The following is a 16910-nucleotide window of genomic DNA, read 5'->3' as shown; positions in this document are numbered from 1 at the left end:
AGTCGGGAAGTTCCCCCACAGAGTGGAGCTTGGAGGCTCTTCCCAGAAGCGGCACACTCCTTACCCTGAAGCCGAAATCAGCGATCAATCCATGCTCACTGGATCAGACCTGCTGGCCAAGCTCAAGGAACTCGGAGATGTATCCAAGTCCGATCTGGTGCGCAGCTGTGGCTATCTGAGCACCAAGAAGGACGGCACCGAACGCCTCAACTTCACCGCCTTCTATGAAGCCCTGCTGGAGGCCAAGGGCCTCAGCTTTGGTGAGGGCGGCAAAGGCCGCGGCAAGGGTGGCCGCAGCCTCAGCTACGTGACCAAGATCCAGTTCAACGGCAACCTGATGGTCGGCAAGGCCTACACCGCCCAGCTGGGTTTGCAGCCAGGCGATGAGTTCGAGATCAAGCTCGGCCGCAAGCAGATCAAGCTCATCCCCCTGGGCAGCCCCGACGACGAGGAGTGAAGCCAGCAGTCCATCAGCTGCCGGGGCGTCGCTGACCCAACGCCAGCATCTCCAGTGCCTGGCCCTGTTGTTCCTGCCGCAGCGCCTCCGGTGCCTCGATGCGCAAGGCGCTGCCGTGGGAGAAAAGCCAGCGGCGCAGGGCGAGGCCGCGGGCCAGGATCCAGGGCGGCAGGTCGATCTCCAGCGGATGGGGATGGCTGTCGCCGATCGGGTTGGGCGTCAGCACCCGCGCCAGGGCCGGATGCACCCAGTCCGCTGTGGTGCCCTTGGCTGCAGCCGTGAGCTCCGCTTGCTTGGCCGGCCGTTCAAGCCGGATCTGATCGAGGGGGAAGGGAAGCTGCCCCTGGCGAATGGCGGCGTAGGCCTCGCTCTTGCAGGAGCAGCGCAGGGTCTGCAGCTGGCGGCGCCGCTGCTCAGCGCTGGGCTGGCAGAGCCCGTCCTGGGCCTGGAGGTCATCGCCCAGCTCGATGCCGCCGCAGTGATGCAGCAGCCGCTGCAGGCGGCTGATCGCCAGTTGGTGCTCGCTGGCGTTGCGGCGGCCGCGGGCCTCGGCCTGGAGGAACACCAGCCGCTCCAGCCGCTCGCTCTGCAGCAGCCCATGGAGCCGGCCGATCGCATCGGCCTCCCAGCCCAGATGCCACAGCCCACCGGCGAACACCAGCTGCAGCGGCCACACGCGGATCTCTTCCCCTTTCCCCTGATCGGGGGATGCGCCCTGGCGCAGCAGCAGCACGCGGCGGTGCTCAAGGATCGCTGTCTCGATCTGCTCCGCCTGGCCCGGTTCCGCCAGCGTGCCCCGCTGCAGGCTCTCCACACCGGGATGGGCGCCATCAAGAACGGTGCGCAGCGGCGGCGCGGCCGTCACCGCGATGCCGCCCCAGGCCAGGCGTTCCTCCAGCTCACTCAGTAGATCGAGAGCAGTCGGATCTCCCAGCCGCTGGGCCACGTGCTGCACCACCCCGTGGATCTCCACCAGCCGCGGCGCAGACAGCAGGGCAGTGCCGAGGCAGTAGCCGTGGCGCGGGTTGTCGTGGTGCGGCCGAAAGCCATAGGGAGTGAGCGTCTTCTCGATGTCCTTGCGCAGCGTCGCCAGCTCACCGGGGCCATGGCCGCCGGGGATCTCAGCAAGCCGCTCCAGCAGGTGCCGCTGCATCGCCATCGCCCCCGGACCCTCCGCCGGCCGGTCAAAGGGCGTCTGCAGCAGATGGCGCAGCAGCGTCATCACCCGCACGAACACCGCCGCGTCAGCCATCGGCGGATGGCCGCCATGGACGCCGCCGCTGCGGGGAGCCTGATCGCCACCAGGGGCCTCCAGCAGCGGCAGGGGCTGAATCCCCGTTGTCACGGGGGTGGCGGAGAAGAACCCCTGGCCCTCCAGCCAGGTCAGATCGCGGCGCACGGCGTCGGCATCGCCATAGCAGACCCCATGGAGTGTGCGCAGTAGCGCTGCCGCCCGCTCGGCCAGATCACCCCCGGGCAACGGTGAGACGAGTGTTTCCAGGGCCTCGCGGCTGCCCTGGTCGGTCGTCGCCAGATCGGGATGATCGGCCAGCAGCTTGAGCAAGTAGACCAGCCGCTCGAGATCCAGCAGGCGGGAATGGCCGTGCAGCTGCAGCTGCTGCTGGCGGTTGCAGGCGGCGCTGATGCGGCGGTTGAGGCGCGAGAGCTCACTGCGGAGGAAGCCGGTGAGATCGCCTTGATGGGTGGGCTGCACCGCCACCACCGAGGCAAAGCCCTCCGCCCGTCCCGGCCCGAAGGCCTCATCCGCCAGGCTGGCGGCCATGCGCCGGATCACCGGCGTGGGCACGGGCCGCTCCCGCTTGGCGTTCCAGCGCAGGCACGTGCTCAGCGGTGTGAACAGCCACCAGCCGATCCACTCCACCGGCCGCGGCAAGGCCAGGTGCTGGGTGATCGCCAGCCGCCAGGGCCGCTCGGCGTGGGTCGCATCCACGATCACCGGCATGCCGGCCGCCACCGCGCCGATCAGCCGCTCATGCAGGCGCTGTTGGATCGACGGCCAGGGGCCCTGTACCGCCGGATCGCCGAACACCTCAGCGCGGATCGCATCGGTGGAGAGCACCACCGCCGGTTGCCCCTCAGGCCCTGCAAGCAAAGGGGCGAGAGCCGCCGCAGTGGTGCTCTTGCCACTGGCGGGCGGGCCGATCAGTAGGTGACATCGCAGGGGCTCCATTGCTGCAGGTTGCTGGCCCTGGTGGCCCGCGGCAACAGCCGCCAACCAACCGGAGTAGCCGGCTCAGTGCTGGCAGGGGGTTTCAGCGGGCTGGGTTCTTCGCTGGAGGAAGGGTGGACGGGGCATGGAAAGGAGCAAGGCTGATTGCCCCGTTCTGCTGCCGCTCTGCTGTGCCAATCCAGCTCTCTGCTGCCGTTGTGCCGCCCCCGCGGCGGCGACGCAAGGCCTATAGGCCGCCCGAGATGCTGCTGAACCTGCACGTGCTGGATCTGATGGAGGTGAGCGGCAGCCAAATGCGCGCCGCCAGCTCCCTGTCGATGCACCAGACCACGGTGAGCCGCAGCTACTGGGAGTTGGCCGAGCAGTTCCGCCTCCAACCCGTGCGAGGGCCCCGCAAGGTGTGCCGCTGGGGGGTGAGCAGCAGCCTGCGTTTCCTGCGTCTGGCCAGCAGGGCCCATCGCCTGGAGGATGGACGCCTGCGGCTGGCTACCGATGCGCTGCATCAGGTGCTGCTCGATGGGCTGCCCGGGGTTCTGCAGGTGCCGCCGTGCTTCCACCCCGCCGGCGACTGGGCAACGCTGGTGGCCCAGGGGGTGATCGATGGAGCAATCGTTTCCTCCCTCTGCCATGAACAGGAACTGGCAGGCGGAGAACTGCCGCACTGGCCGGGGGTGAAGGTGCTGCCGCTGGGGACCTTGCCGCTGCAGCTGGTGGCCCATCAGCGCTGGGCCGACGTATGGGAGGAGCAGGTGTTGCTTCCCGCTGCCCAGGTCATGCCGCTGCTGCATGGGCAGCTGGAACCCTGCATCGACAACCTGGAGCGCGCTTCGCGGGTCTGGCAGGACCCGCAGGCCTGGCTGGAGCAATTGCACCTGCGGCCTGTGGCGGTGCCAATCTGCCCTGCCTTGGCCCCCAGGAACTGGTGGCAGGAGCAGGGCCTGGTGCCGGTGGCCCCACAGCTGAGCATGCAAGAGCAGGTGTGGCTGCTGCTGCCGGAGGAGCTGCAGGCCCCTGCGGCAGGGAAAGCAACGCTCCGGGTGATCCAGCGCCGGGCCTTCCGGGCAGTGGCCCGGGGGGATTGGGCTCTGCTGGAGGCGTTGGAGATGGTCGGAGCTGGGCAGGAAGCAGAAGAAGAGGCCGTGGCGTGAGGGGGTTTCTTATCCGACGCCCTCAAAAGTATGCGCCCAACGCATAATCCCGTAGCAGCCACGGCTGCCGAGCAAACCCCTTGTGCCGCAGGGTTTCGCCAATCGATAGCCAGCTGCGCCATCGAGGCATCATCCTGGGGTCTGGATAGCAGCACCCCGCGTCAGCCGTTGGACTTCCGCCAGCTCTTCAAGCTTCGCCTCGCGGTGGCTGCCCTGGGCGAGACCCAGCGGCTGGGCTGGTGGAACAGTGGCGTGCTGACCGGCACTGGGGAGTTCCTGTTCCAACAGGGCTTCCCCCGCTCCTCGCCGTTCGCGCAGACCCGGGCCGGGTTCCGGGTGGCCCAGCTGGCCTGCGATGAGGCCCTGGCGATCCAGCCCACTCCAGGCGGGCCGATCACCTGCCACCTGTTTCGGCTGACGCCCCAGCTGGAAGACGCGTACGAGAACGAGCGCAACCGCTGGCTGGATGCACCCCAGGAGTGGGCGGACTGCTTCCAGGCGGCCTGGGCCCTGAGTACGGAGCAATGGCCCCAGGCGCTGGTCGAGCTGGCCGAGCTGGATTCGGAGGCGCTCGACTGGGCCCGAAACCAGACCCCACAGACCGCCAAGGCCTTGCGGTTGGACGCTCCCTTCGAGATCAACCAGGGGCACATAGAGCGGCTGGCAGCAGCGTTCGTCTGCGGCCAGCCCGGCCAGCTGGTGGTGCCCTACCTGCAGGTGCCGGGCTGATGGCAGCGGCAACCAAGACCAGGCGCAAGCCGGCGGTAGCGGCTGCTCCCACCACCGAGAAGACGGCGGCTGCTCCGGCAAAGCCGGCGGCCCCCAAGCCGGCACGCAAAGCAAGCGAGAAAACATCTGTCAAGGCGAAGGCCGAACCCCAGCCCAAGCCAGCGGCACCAGCAGCCAAGACCACGCCCAAGCGCACGGCCAAGTCAAAAGCCAAAACAGCCGCTATCCCCCCTTACCGGAGCGATGGCCTAATTCGCGGTCCCTTAGTTAGCGACACCCTGCAGGCGCTGCAGGGCTGGGAGCTGGAGGCCAGCAAGCGCGCCAACCTCGAGCAGCTGCGCCAGACCAACAGCATCGGCGCCCCCACCCAGGCCTGGCTTAAGAAGGTCTGCAGTGCCCTCAGTTCACGCTTCGAGCCAGCGGGGCGTGATCGGGCCCTGGTGCTGGCGGCGCAGACGGAAACCGGCCAACGCCACTGGAAATCGCTGCTGCTCTGGCACCTGGCCAACAGCGAGCAGCTGCTCGGCGACGGGCTGCACTGGAGCGCCCAGGTGCATCGCGACGGTGCTGACCTACTGCAAACAGCTCAGGTGCTCACCTGGCTGGAGAGCACGGGCGCCCAAGGTCATCCCGAAGTCGCGGAGTGGAGCGAGGCCACCCGTAAGCGCGTCGCCGGCGGGCTGCTCAAGGCGGGGGTGGACCTCGGCCTGCTCCAGGGCCGCATTAAGCGCCGCTTCACGGCCTACTACCTGGCTGATGAGCCCCTGCTCTATGTGCTTCTGCAGGCCCTGGCCAGCAACCGCACCACCGCAGCGGCCCTGGCCGATCCGCGCTGGCTGTGGTTCCGGCTGCCGGAGGCGGAGCTGGAGCACCGCTTGCTGCTGCTGCACCAGGCGAAGGTGATCAGCTACTACCGCGCTGGCTCAGTGGTGGATCTCAAGCTGCCGGCCAGCAGCGCCGAGGCCCTGGTGCAGGAGGTGTGGTCGTGAGCCAGACGCTGGGAACTCGCGGTGCAGGCATGAAGGAGTGGCAGCGCTGCCTGCAGCAGCAACTTGAGCCCGTACTTACTGCCGCTGACTCCGGGGCAGGGCTGAGCACCTACACCGACATGCCCTTCGGGATCTTCCTGTATCCACCGGAGGACGAATGGGAGCTCAGAGCAGAGCTGCGCGATCTCACCATCCGGCTGGAGAACGCGGGCAAGACAGTGCAGCGGCTTTCGCTGGCTGCGCTGCTAGAGCAGGCGATCAAAGCAGCCGGCCTGTCGCTGGAAGAGATCGCTGAGGCGGAAGCCTCGCTGGGGCCAGAGCTGGTGCGCGACACCCTGCGGGATGTGCTCAGCGGCAAGGCTGCCGGTGCGGTGCCCTTGGATGAGCTGGTGGCGCAAGCGGTGGATACCTCCAAGCCGACCAGCAGCCACCTCGTGTTTCTGGAGCGGGTGGGGTCGCTCTTTGACCTGCACCGCCCGTCGGCCCTGCTTGAGAACCTGCGCAACCGGGTGCTGCATCCGGTGGTGCTCTTCTACCCCGGCCAGCGGGATGGTCCAGCAGGGCTGCGCTTTATGGATGAAGCAGATGCCGACCACAACTACCGCCCCAAGCTGTTCGCCTGACCATGACTTCCCAAACCATTCGCGAACTCTTCTCCGGCCAGATCGATCGCAAGATCGAAGAAGTGATCAAGGTCGATCAAGACGATGTGGCGATCGTGCGCCAGGAGATCGATGAATACATCCTCACCGAATCGATTGAGAGCAGCATGCTCAAGGTGCTGGAGGGTTACCGCCAGTCGGTGAATCAACCCAGCGAAGCGATTGCGATCTGGGTGGCGGGCTTCTTCGGGGCAGGTAAGTCGAGCTTCGCCAAATATGTGGGCCTAGCGATCAGCAACCGGGACCTGGGCGGCGTCAGTGCAGGCGACCTACTGGCGCAGCGAGCTAATAATCAGGCGATCAAGGCGTTGCTGGGGGCGATCAAGGAGCAGATCCCCACTGAAGCGATCATCTTTGATGTATCGGCGGATCGCAACGTCAACGCCAGCGAAGATCTCACCAAGATCTTCTATCGCAAGCTGCTCGATCACCTCGGCTACTCCAGCAGCCTGGAGGTGGCCGAACTAGAAATCGAGCTGGAAGAGCAGGGCCAGCTGCAGGCCTTCCTTGCTGCCTTTGCTGAGCTCTACCCAGGAGAAGACTGGGCCATCGCCAAGACGCGCCTGCTACAGGCGATGCCTAGGGCCAGTGCCGTGATGCAGGCCATAGAACCGCAGACCTACGCCGAGAAAGACAGCTGGCTTAAAAACGCCCGCGATCAAAACGTGCCGATCACACCAGCCAGCCTGGCGGAGCGCACCATCGAGCTACTCGCTCGCAAGCATCCCGGTAAGCAGCTGATGTTTGTGGTGGATGAGGTGGGCCAGTACGTGGCCCGCGACATCCAGAAGATGCTCGATCTACAGGCGATCGTGCAGCAGCTGGGCATTAAGGGCCGCGGCAGGGTGTGGGTGATGGTCACCTCCCAGGAGAAGCTCTCCGATGTGGTGGGTTACCTCGACGACAACCGCACCGAGCTGGCGCGTCTGCAGGATCGCTTCCCCTACAAGCCTGTGCTGGAGCCCTCCGACATCGCTGAGGTGACCAGCCGGCGGGTGCTGGGTAAGAGCGCCCAGGGAGAGGTGACCCTCACCGAGTTGTTCCAGCAGCACCAGGGCCGCCTGGCCACCCACACCAAGCTCGACACCAAGATTCGCTTGCCCGAGCTGGGCGCCAAAGGCTTCGCGGCCCTCTACCCCCTGCTGCCGTATCAGATCGAGCTGATCATTCAGGTGGTGTCGGGTCTGCGCCTCTCCGGTGGCGCCAGCAAGCAGTTCGGCGGTGCCAACCGCGCCATCATCAAGCTGGCCCAGGAGCTGCTCACCAATCCCCAGAGCGGGCTGGCTGACAAGCAGGTGGGCGCGCTGGTGACCCTGGATCGGGTGTTTGATCTACAGAGCAACAACATCGATTCGCAGTACCGCGGCAAGATCGTCGATATCGCCAGCAAGGCCGATCATCCGCTCGCGGTGCCGGTGGCCAAGGCGATCTGCCTGCTGCAGTTCGTCGATCAGGTGCCGGCCACTGAGCGCAATGTGGCCGTGGTGCTGCACCCAGCTATCGATGCCGATTCGCTCGAATCCCAGGTGCAGGAGGCCTGCCGGCACCTAACTGAACGCAACCTGATCCGCAAGGCAGCCGACGGCACCTACAAGATCCCCACCGCACAAGAGGAAGACTGGGAGCAAACCCGCAACCAGCAGGCCCCCTCGGTGCCAGAGCGCAATGGGTTGCTGGCTGAGGCCCTCAAGCTGATCTGGGAGCCGGTCCCAAGCGCCGCTCTAGGTAGTGGTGTCAAGAGCTTTAAGGCTGCCCTCAACTTCCGCGGCAGCGAGCTGGTGAAGGGTGATGTGCCAGTGAAGGTGGAGCGGGTTGCTAGCAGCGAGGTCCAAGAAGAGCGGGTGGAGCAGCTGCGCCAGACCAGCCAGCAGGAGACCAATACCTTCTTCTGGGCGCTGGGCGCCAGCCAGGAGCTGGATCGGGCCTTGGGCGAGTGGTTCCGCTCTCAGAGGGTGATCGACTTGAAGGGCAAGGGCGCCACCGACAAGGGGCAGGTGCAGCTGGTCAGCGAGGAGCGCCGCAAGCTGGCTGGCTTCCAGAAGGAGGCCTGCCGCTTGCTGGAGCAAACCCTGATCCACGGCAAGATCCTGCTCAATGGCGGCATCTGTGAGCTTCCAGCCAATCCCGCCAGCGCCGTTGATGCGATGCGCGAGGCGCTCAAGGAGGGGTTGGCCAAGATCTACGCCCGCTTTGGCGAGGCGGAGGTGAGCCCCAGCAGCGAGGAGCTCACCAAGCTGCTCAGCGCCGACAACCTCAAGGGCCTCAGCGGTTCAATCGAAAAGCTGCGGCTCTGCAAGGAGGAGGGCGGCCAGTGGGTGATCGACACCAACCGCCCAGCTCTGCAGGCGGTGCTCAACCGCAGCCAGGTGAAGAGTGCCGGCTGGAGCGGCAAGGAGCTGGCCGATCACTTTGGTGCTGCTCCTTACGGCTGGACGCTCGATGCAGTGAGGTTTCTGGTGGCGGCCCTGCAGGTGGCCGGCAAGTTCAAGGCCACCCACAACGCCCAGAGCTTCGTGGGCACCGCCAACCCCCAGGTGCGGCCCCTATTTACAAACAACAGCACCTTCCGCGCCACGCTTTTTGTCGCCCACGCCGGAAAGCTGAAGCCAGAAGATGTGCTGCAAGCAAGCCAGCTGTTCCAGAAGTTTGCGGGCAAAACCGTTGCTGGCGTGCAGCCAGGCCCCCTAGCCCGTGAGATCCGCGTAGTGGCGGTGGGCGTCAATGCCGAGCTCAACAGCGCCAGCCGGGCGCTGGCACCGCTGCAGCTGCCAGGAATTGAGGCGCTTGAGCAGGCCAGCGAGCAGGTGTCCACCTGGCAGGACAACAACGATGAGGAGGTAGTGCTGGCGTTCAAGAGCAGCGCAGAAGCTGTCAAGGAGGCCTGGCAGAAGGCCAAGGGAATCCAGGAGACGCTCGCTAGCCGCAGCGCCGACCTGCAGCGTGCTCGAAAAGCCCTGAGCGCTGAGATCTGGGGCCAGCTGCTGCAGGAGGCTGATCTGCCGGCGGAACTGCATTCGGACCAGGCCGCACTTGATGATCGGCTGCAGGCACCCAGCTTCTACGAGAAGCTGCCTGAGATCGACCAGCTCACAAGGAAGCTGGAGGAGGCTTACTCGCAGCGGCGCCAGGCAGCCCAGCAGGCCCTTGCTGCCCAGGTGCAGCAGCGCGTGCAGCAGCTGGAGCAGACCCCTGGCTTTACGGCGCTGGAGCCGGAGCGGCAGCAGCAGCTGAAGGCACCGCTGCAGCAGAAGGCCTGCGACGCTGAGGCCCTGGATCTGGTGCGACTGCGCGATCAGCCGGCAATGCTCGAAGGCCTGCTGCGCCAGCAGGAGCAGATTGCCCAGAAGTGGGCCTTCCCCGAGCAGGAGGTGAGCACGGTGAGTGTGCGAGAGCTGTGCCGCGAACCCTTCGATGCGGCTGGTCTCGACGACGTGCTCAACCGCATCCGCCAGCGCTGCGAAGCAGAGCTAGGCAACGACCGCAAGGTCTTACTGCAATGAGGAGGGCCTAAGCCATGGAAAAGGAGCAACGCAGCAAGCTGCAGAAGGCCACCCAGGAAGCCCGCCGCCTACTGGAAGAGGAGTTCAGCAGGCAGCTGCTGGAGACCTACGACATCAATGTGGCCGCCGGTCGCTGGAACGAGGAACCCGGCGCTCACCTGCAGGCCGAGCAGCGACTGCTCCGCGAGAAGCTCCTGGCCTGGATCGAGCACAGGTCTGCGCAGATCAACGATGAGAAGGAGGCCTTGCTGCTGGCCCTGCGGGAGATGGCCTTCACGGCGCTGAACCACTTTGTGGCCTTGAAACTCATGGAGGCCCGAGAGCTGGTGCGGCCCTGCGTCAGTGGTGGGTTAGAGAGCGAGGGTTTCCAGGAGTTCACTGCTGTAGCCCAAGGGCTGCTGGTGGAGCAAGAGAGCAGCTACCGGCTGTACCTGGAGACGATCTTTGAGGATGTGAGCCGCGAGCTGCGGGCCCTGTTTGATCCCCGCGATCCAGCCAGCTTGCTGTGGCCAAAGCGCACAGCACTCTTGGAGCTGCTGGACATCCTCAACCGACCAGAGCTGGCTGAGCTCTGGGGAGAAGATGAAACCCTGGGCTGGATCTATCAGTACTTCAACGGTGATGCCGAGCGCAAGAAGATGCGCGAGGAGTCTTCTGCGCCGCGCAACAGCCGCGAACTGGCAGTACGCAACCAGTTCTTTACACCGCGCTATGTGGTGGAGTTCCTCACCGATAACACCCTGGGCCGCATCTGGTATGAGATGCGGCAAGGTGATACCGGCCTAAAAGAGCGTTGCCGCTATCTGGTGCGGCGACCTAATGAGATCTGGCTGCAGCCAGGAGAAGAGGCACCAGCGGAGGTAGTTGCTGATGAGGCCCTCAGCCAGGAGGAGCTGCTCAGGCAGCCGGTTCACATCAACAATCGACCACTGAAGGATCCGCGAGAGATCCGGATGCTGGATCCGGCCTGCGGCTCAATGCACTTTGGGCTTTATGCCTTTGACCTCTATCTAGCAATCTACGAGGAGGCCTGGGAGATTGCCCAAGGTTCAGATGAGCAGGCAAAGCAAGAAGAAGCCTTTGCACCCTTTGTTGCCTATGCAGCGGACTTCGCCAGCAAGGCAGATTTCTTGCGAGAGGTGCCCAGGCTGATCCTGCAGCACAACATCCACGGCGTAGACATTGATCCCCGGGCTACCCAGATCGCCAGGCTGACTCTCTGGCTAAGGGCACAGCGAGCCTGGCAGGAGCAGAGAGTAGAGGTTGCAGCTCGCCCAGCAATCACTCGCTCCAATGTGGTGTGCGCTGAACCGATGCCAGGTGAGCGGGAGTTACTGGCTGATTTTGTTGATCAGCAATTCCCTGAAGCAGAAAGGGGACTTGTTCAGCAGTTGTTGGAGACGATCTTTGACAAGATGCAGCTGGCGGGTGAGGCCGGTTCGCTGCTCAAGATTGAAGAGGAGATCCGTGATGCCATTGAGCAGGCGCAAAGGGAATGGCAAAAGCTTGCTATTCAGCAGCGGGATCTTTTCAGTGGAGCCGAGATGGCTGAACTCGGCGTGGTTGGTTCTTCACTGAACGCTGATCTTCAGAACCTTACCAAGGATTTCTGGGTCACTATTGAGGAGCGTATCTACGTTGCGCTGAGTGACTACTCCGAGCAGGCTGAAAGCGGTGGCAGTTTCCAGCGCAGGCTCTTTGCCGAGGACGCGGCTCAGGGCTTTGCCTTTATTGACATCTGCCGTAAAAGATACGATGTTGCTGTAATGAATCCTCCTTTCGGAGAGCCCTCTAAGCAGACTCAGGCCCTTCTTGGCTCTAATTATCCTTTAACGAACCAGGACCTTTTTGCGGCATTCACCGACCGGATGCTAGCCCTTCTTGTCAGCAAGGGGCTCCTTGGAGAAATTTCTAGTCGAGTTGGTTTTTTCATTAAGTCGTTTGATGAATGGAGGAAGACCATCATGGCAAGCCATTCAGTCATTTCCATAGCAGACCTTGGATTTGGAGTCCTTGACGATGCCACCGTAGAAGCTGCTTCTTACATTGTAGAAAAAGCACCGCCCGCCAAGAAGGGTTTGACTAGGGTATTCCGCCTCTTGGTCGATGATGATAAGGCCAGCACGCTTCTCAGAGCAGTCACCTCTTATTCGGGTAACCGGATATTTGACTTCAATATTGGGGAGTGCAAATGCCTGCCATTAGGCCCCTGGATTTATTGGGTGTCTCAAGAGGTAAGAGGGAAACTGGCAGCTCATATCGAGCTTGAGCCGGCAGCTGCCGTAATTCGACAGGGCCTCGGAACAGGTGACAACGGTCGTTTTATCCGGGCGCTCTGGGAGGTTCCCGCTGATCTAATCGCGACCACCACTGATTCCACGCCAAACTTTCGCGAACAGTTCTCGAAAGGTAAGCGGTGGGCATTCCATGTTCGCTCGGGCTCGTCACAACCTTGGTATTCACCATTAACTGTCTTAATCGACTGGGAGAATCAAGGGCTCAGGCTCAAGGAGCATTGGCGCTCCAAGGGGGAATCGCCATCTAGATATATACCCAGCGAAGACCTCTATTTCCGGCCCGGATTTAGCTGGACACTGCGAGCTTTCAGGCTAATACCTTACGTTATTCCAGCAGGATGCATTCCATCAGCAAGTCGCTATATGGGTTTTCCTCGCCCAGGGGCCGAGTTTACCGTGCTAGGAGTAGTTGCATCGAATATCGCATCGTGCTTCAGCAGGTTTTATGGAGAGATGTTTGCGCGCCCGAAGCATCTTGTTGACACAGTAAAGCGAATACCATTTAGCGAATTACCGGATGAACTTGACAAAGACCTTGCCAAGAAAATTGCCTTAGAAATTGAAGGCCGCAGGAATTTCTTTCGAGGCTTTGAGCCCTTCTCTGATTTTGTTGCTCCAGCTTATATTCGGCAATGGGCAGGCGATGACACGTCGAACTGGAATCCATCTTCGTTGCTGGGCGAAGACCTAGAGTTGCGGCTAGCCAAGTCACTTGGGCTTACGAAAGACGAACTCAGTGGATTGGAATTTGATCTAAAGGAGGCTATTGAGGCTCGACGAAGCCCAGGCTCAGATACTGAGAGAGATTCAGATGATAAGGCCGAAGATGAATCCGCGTGCGACACATCTGCTAAAGGCAAGGTGTTTGACATGCTTTCATACGCCGTTGGTTGTGCAGTTGGCCGGTGGGATGTCCGGTATGCAACCGGCGAGCAAGCCGCGCCAGAGCTGCCCGATCCGTTTGCACCATTGCCGGCCTGTCCACCTGGCCAGTTGCAGAATGATCAAGGCTTGCCCGCCTGCCCTGGAGATGTGCCCGCCGTGTATCCCGTCCGCATCCCGTGGGGCGGCATCCTCGTGGATGACCCAAATCATCCGCTGGACCTCGAGCACCGCATCCGCGAGGTCATCGAAATCATCTGGAATGCAAAAGATGCCGGCGCTACAGCCGAAGCCATCGAGCACGAAGCCTGCGACATCCTCGGCGTAAAGACAATTCGTGATTATTTCCGCAAGCCCGCTGGCTTCTTCGCCGACCATTTCAAGCGTTACTCCAAAAGCCGCCGCCAGGCTCCCATCTACTGGCAACTCTCTGCTGGCAATGGGAACTATTCAGCCTGGCTCTACTACCACCGCTTCACGCAAGACACGCTCTACCGATTGCTGGGTGATTTCGTCGAGATACGCATTCAAGAGGCCGAGCGGGAACAGTTCGGATTTGAATCCCAGGGAGGCCTATCGGGTGATGGGGCCGGCCTCCTTCATGAGGTGCAGGCCCTTCTTCAGGATCTCCGACTTTTTAAGAGTGAACTAGAGCTAGTCGCTCCCCTCTGGAATCCAAATCTCAATGATGGTGTGATCATCAACCATGCCATTCTTTGGCGCATCACGCCCTACACCCCCTGGCAGAAGAAGTGCAAGGAGTGCTGGGACAAGCTGGTTAAAGGTGATTACGACTGGGCCCATCTCGCCTTCCATCTCTGGCCCGAACGGGTGATTAGGAAGTGCGTCACCGATCGCAGCCTGGCTATCGCCCACGGCTTAGAAGAGCGCCTATGGCAGGAGACCAATAACGGCAACTGGCTGCAGCGTCAGGTGTCAGAAGCTGAGCTGCAGGCCCTGCTTGCCGTGTACAGCAAGCCTGCGGTGCAGAACGCTCTGGAGCGCTTCCTCGCTGCACCTCCACCTGTGGCAGCCGCTCGTACCCGCGCACCGCGGGCCACGAAGTCGTCCTCCACCGGCACAACACGCCGGCCCCGCGGATCTGCCCCCGAGGTAGACGCAAAAACCTCGCGCCAGACCCTGCTCGTACTCACCGCTGCTCCAGCAGAAGGCCTCGGCAGAAACGCCATCGCCGATCTGCTGGATGTGGAGGCCGCTTCGCTCACAGCTGTGATCAAGCAGCTCAAGGAAGGCGGTCAGATCGTGCAGCTTGGGGCGGCCCGTGGGGCCAAGTACCGGCTCACGGAGCAAGGGCGGGCGGCTGTTGAGAGCCAGGCTGGAGAGGGCGAATGATGGCAGCGGAAGCCCCCAATAAACTCCACCGCCGCCTCTGCCAGGAGCTGGCCAAGCAGCTCAGTGAGCACAGGGTTCTGCTGGTCTTTGATCCGGGCCAGCAGCTGCGGCCCTTTCTCGATGATGTCGCTACGGCCCCGCCCAGCGGCAAGGAGCTGGGCAGCCTCAGCTTCGGGGAGCAGCAGGCTGACTGGGCGGTGGCCGGCAGCAGCCTCTACGAGCTGCGCAGTCAGCTTGAACCGCACGTTGCAGCAGATCTGCCCGATCCGCTGCTCGTCTACCTACCGGATCACCACGAGAGCGAAGGCCGCGCCGTGCTGCTGGAGCTGCTCCGCGCTGGCGGCACCTTCGAGATCAAGCTGGTCAGCCGTGCCCGCGGCTACCTGCGTGAGGTGCTCGAGCCCGAAAATGTGGAGCAGCTGCTCAAGCGGCCCGATCTCACCTACCGCGACATCGCCCTGGCCCTGGAGCAAGCAGGTAGCGGTGGCTTCAGTCAGCTCAAGGCGCTGTTTCAGCAGCAGCTGGGCCGCAACAGCTCTCCCGAGAACGCCGAGCTGGCCCGCCTCTGGCTGGCAGCAGATGGGCTCGATGACGCCATCAGCGCCAAAGGGCTGGAGAACGAACTGCAGGAACTGCTCCACAGCCGCTGGGGCCTGGGCTTCCCAGTAGAGACAACCCTGGCCGCCTGGCGTCAGCGGGCCCAGCGGGCCCTGCTGCTGCATGAGTTCCTGCACGACTGGCATGGCGATGAGCTCAGCGCCTTTGCCAGGCAGTCGCTGCCGGTGGGTAAGGCCGCAGAAGAAAACGCCCTCGCCGATGTGCAGGGCCTGCGCCGCAGCCACGCGCCCGCCTACATCGCCATCGCTAATCGCATCGAAGCTGAGCTTGAGCTGCGCTCACTGATCAGCGGCGAGCGGCCCGGTGTGCTCGGCTCGATCGATACCTTCCCTTGCGAAGAACAGTTCCTGTTGCGCAGCGTCGATGTCTTCCTTGCCAATGGCGAGTACGCGAAGGCGCAGGAGCTGGTGGCCGCCCGTCACAACAGCTTCTGGCTGGTGGGTCAGCCCACCGATGCCCAGCAAGCCAGGCGCCGGCTGCAGTGGGAGCTGGCTCGCACCGCCGCCGCCCTCGGGGTGGCCCTCGAGCAGGCGCAAGCCCAGCTGCCTAAGGCCGCCGCTGCCGTTGAGGCCTGGCTTCCGTATCAGGCAGAGGCCGCCCAGCAGGTCGATGGCCTGCAGCGGCGCCTGGAGCAGCAGGTGGCTGAGCTCACCGCCAGCGAGGTGGAAATCAGCGATGCTCTGGAGCAGCTGCGGGGCCGCTATGAGGCCCTGCTGGAGCAGCAGGCCCAACGTTTCACCGCTGCCTTGCAGCAGGCAGGCTGGCTTATCCCTGGTGCCTTCCCGCAGACGCGCACCTGGAGCGAGCGGGTGCAGCCCGGCGCCGGCAGGGCCGTGGTGTTCTGGGTGGATGCCCTGCGCTACGAGATGGGCGCCACCTTGCACGAGCGCTTCAGTGGCTGGAGCCGCGACCAGCTCAGCGACCTCAAGCTGGAGATCGCCCAGGCCGCCCTGCCCTCAATCACGCCCGTTGGCATGGCCGCCCTGCTGCCCGGCGCGGAGCGCAGCTTTGCGGTGGCCGATGTCGCTGGCAGCCCCTGCTCCGTGGTCGATGGGGTGCCGGTTGGCTGGAGCAATGACAAGCCCAAGCGCCTCGCCCACCTGCAGCAGCGGGTGCCCACCGCCGTAGTGATCTCGCTGGTGGAGCTGATTCGCAGCAAGGAGGCCGTGCTGCTCGAGAAGCTTGCCGGTACTGGTCCAGTGGTGGTCACCAGCACCGGCATCGACCACGCCGGTGAGCGCGACACCGACGACAACCTCGCCAACGTGCGCACCGACATGCAGCGCGAGCTCGACACCATCGAAGACGCCGTGCGCCGCCTGGCAGCCCTGCCGCTGGAGCAGCCGCTGGAGCGCTTCGTGATCACCGCGGATCACGGCTTCCTGCATCTGCCCCTGGGCCGAGAGCCCGCCATGCGCATCGACCCTCCCGACGGAAAGCTGTTCAAGCTGGAGCGGCGCTGCTGGCTTGGCCACCCCTCCGCCGTCAATCCCTCCTGCGTGGAAATCCAGCCCGCTGCCCTTGGCTACGGACAGGACGGTCTCTCGGTGGTGCTGCCCCGTTCTTCCGGGGTGCTCAAGGCTGGTGGCAGCCTCTGCTTTCACCACGGCGGCAGCAGCATCCAGGAGCTGCTGATCCCCCTGCTCAGCTTCCGCTGCGCAGCGCCTGGCACTGCCCCGGAGGGCGCAGGCAAGGCCAAAAAGCAGAAGCCCTGGCCAGGAACGCTGGTTGAGAGGGTCACCAATCGCATCTTGATGGTGCCGATCGAGCTACCCGTCGACCTGCTCAACCAGGGCAAAAACCGCCAGACAGTGCTCGCTGCCTACGACTGCAAAACAGAAGACCTGGTAGCTACGCCCATCCAGGCCATCGACGCTGACCTCGACACAGGCACAAACCGCCTCACCCTCACCCCCGGCCAGCCCGCCACCATCGGCCTGCTGATTCCAGGCGACTGGAGCGGCAAGAAGCTCTACCTGGAGCTGCGTGACGCCGCCACCGACCTGGTGCTGCACAAGAGCCCGGATCTGCCCGTGGATCTGATCGGGTGATGATGCCAGCGCAGCCGCTACCTCCACCCCTCA

The 16910-nt window shown here is 63.6% G+C and carries 9 protein-coding genes; 8 read left to right on the top strand and 1 reads right to left on the bottom strand.

Annotated features, from left to right (window positions below; all coding sequences use genetic code 11):
* The first annotated feature begins 91 nt into the window (after window positions 1–91).
* Window positions 92–457, top strand: a complete 366-nt coding sequence (locus KBZ22_RS09780; RefSeq protein ID WP_255021821.1) for an AbrB family transcriptional regulator — start codon at window positions 92–94, stop codon at window positions 455–457.
* A gap of 13 nt (window positions 458–470) precedes the next feature.
* On the opposite strand, the gene KBZ22_RS09775 is transcribed toward KBZ22_RS09780, so the two are convergent.
* Window positions 471–2648, bottom strand: coding sequence for an ATP-binding protein (locus tag KBZ22_RS09775; RefSeq protein ID WP_255021820.1), 2178 nt, complete (start codon window positions 2646–2648; stop codon window positions 471–473).
* 170 nt (window positions 2649–2818) lie between these two features.
* Between KBZ22_RS09775 and KBZ22_RS09770 the strand changes: the two genes are divergently transcribed.
* The 7 genes from KBZ22_RS09770 to KBZ22_RS09740 are packed head-to-tail and all read left to right on the top strand — an operon-like array spanning window position 2819 to window position 16877.
* Window positions 2819–3796: a hypothetical protein gene (locus KBZ22_RS09770; protein ID WP_255021819.1), complete on the top strand. Its 978-nt coding sequence runs from the start codon at window positions 2819–2821 to the stop codon at window positions 3794–3796.
* A 30-nt stretch (window positions 3797–3826) separates the two neighbouring features.
* Complete coding sequence (locus KBZ22_RS09765; RefSeq protein WP_255021818.1) at window positions 3827–4525, top strand: BrxE family protein; 699 nt, start codon at window positions 3827–3829, stop codon at window positions 4523–4525.
* Window positions 4525–5514, top strand: coding sequence for a BrxA family protein (locus KBZ22_RS09760; RefSeq protein WP_255021817.1), 990 nt, complete (start codon window positions 4525–4527; stop codon window positions 5512–5514). Before KBZ22_RS09765 ends, KBZ22_RS09760 begins: the two co-directional genes overlap by 1 nt.
* The gene (locus KBZ22_RS09755) at window positions 5511–6137 is read left to right on the top strand and encodes a BREX protein BrxB domain-containing protein (protein WP_254937145.1); all 627 of its coding nucleotides are present in this window, start codon (window positions 5511–5513) and stop codon (window positions 6135–6137) included. Before KBZ22_RS09760 ends, KBZ22_RS09755 begins: the two co-directional genes overlap by 4 nt.
* Window positions 6138–6139: 2 nt before the next feature.
* On the top strand, window positions 6140–9676 hold the full coding sequence (gene brxC / locus KBZ22_RS09750; protein WP_255021816.1) for a BREX system P-loop protein BrxC: 3537 nt from the start codon (window positions 6140–6142) through the stop codon (window positions 9674–9676).
* A gap of 14 nt (window positions 9677–9690) precedes the next feature.
* On the top strand, window positions 9691–14208 hold the full coding sequence (pglX, locus tag KBZ22_RS09745; protein ID WP_255021815.1) for a BREX-1 system adenine-specific DNA-methyltransferase PglX: 4518 nt from the start codon (window positions 9691–9693) through the stop codon (window positions 14206–14208).
* Window positions 14208–16877: a PglZ domain-containing protein gene (locus KBZ22_RS09740; RefSeq protein WP_255021814.1), complete on the top strand. Its 2670-nt coding sequence runs from the start codon at window positions 14208–14210 to the stop codon at window positions 16875–16877. The genes pglX and KBZ22_RS09740 overlap by 1 nt, the downstream gene beginning before the upstream one ends.
* The last annotated feature ends 33 nt before the right edge of the window (window positions 16878–16910 follow it).

Origin of the sequence: Cyanobium sp. L1E-Cus, assembly GCF_024345755.1 — a bacterium.
In the GTDB taxonomy this organism is placed as follows: domain Bacteria; phylum Cyanobacteriota; class Cyanobacteriia; order PCC-6307; family Cyanobiaceae; genus Cyanobium_A; species Cyanobium_A usitatum.
This window is presented reverse-complemented; position numbering and strand designations above follow the sequence as displayed.

What these genes read in the sequence shown, in the direction of transcription:
- KBZ22_RS09740 (WP_255021814.1), top strand. Translation starts at nt 14,208, where the DNA reads ATGGCAGCGGAAGCCCCCAATAAACTCCACCGCCGCCTCTGCCAGGAG.
- KBZ22_RS09760 (WP_255021817.1), top strand. Translation starts at nt 4,525, where the DNA reads ATGGCAGCGGCAACCAAGACCAGGCGCAAGCCGGCGGTAGCGGCTGCT.
- KBZ22_RS09775 (WP_255021820.1), bottom strand. Translation starts at nt 2,648, where the DNA reads ATGGAGCCCCTGCGATGTCACCTACTGATCGGCCCGCCCGCCAGTGGC.
- brxC (WP_255021816.1), top strand. Translation starts at nt 6,140, where the DNA reads ATGACTTCCCAAACCATTCGCGAACTCTTCTCCGGCCAGATCGATCGC.
- KBZ22_RS09765 (WP_255021818.1), top strand. Translation starts at nt 3,827, where the DNA reads ATGCGCCCAACGCATAATCCCGTAGCAGCCACGGCTGCCGAGCAAACC.
- pglX (WP_255021815.1), top strand. Translation starts at nt 9,691, where the DNA reads ATGGAAAAGGAGCAACGCAGCAAGCTGCAGAAGGCCACCCAGGAAGCC.
- KBZ22_RS09780 (WP_255021821.1), top strand. Translation starts at nt 92, where the DNA reads ATGCTCACTGGATCAGACCTGCTGGCCAAGCTCAAGGAACTCGGAGAT.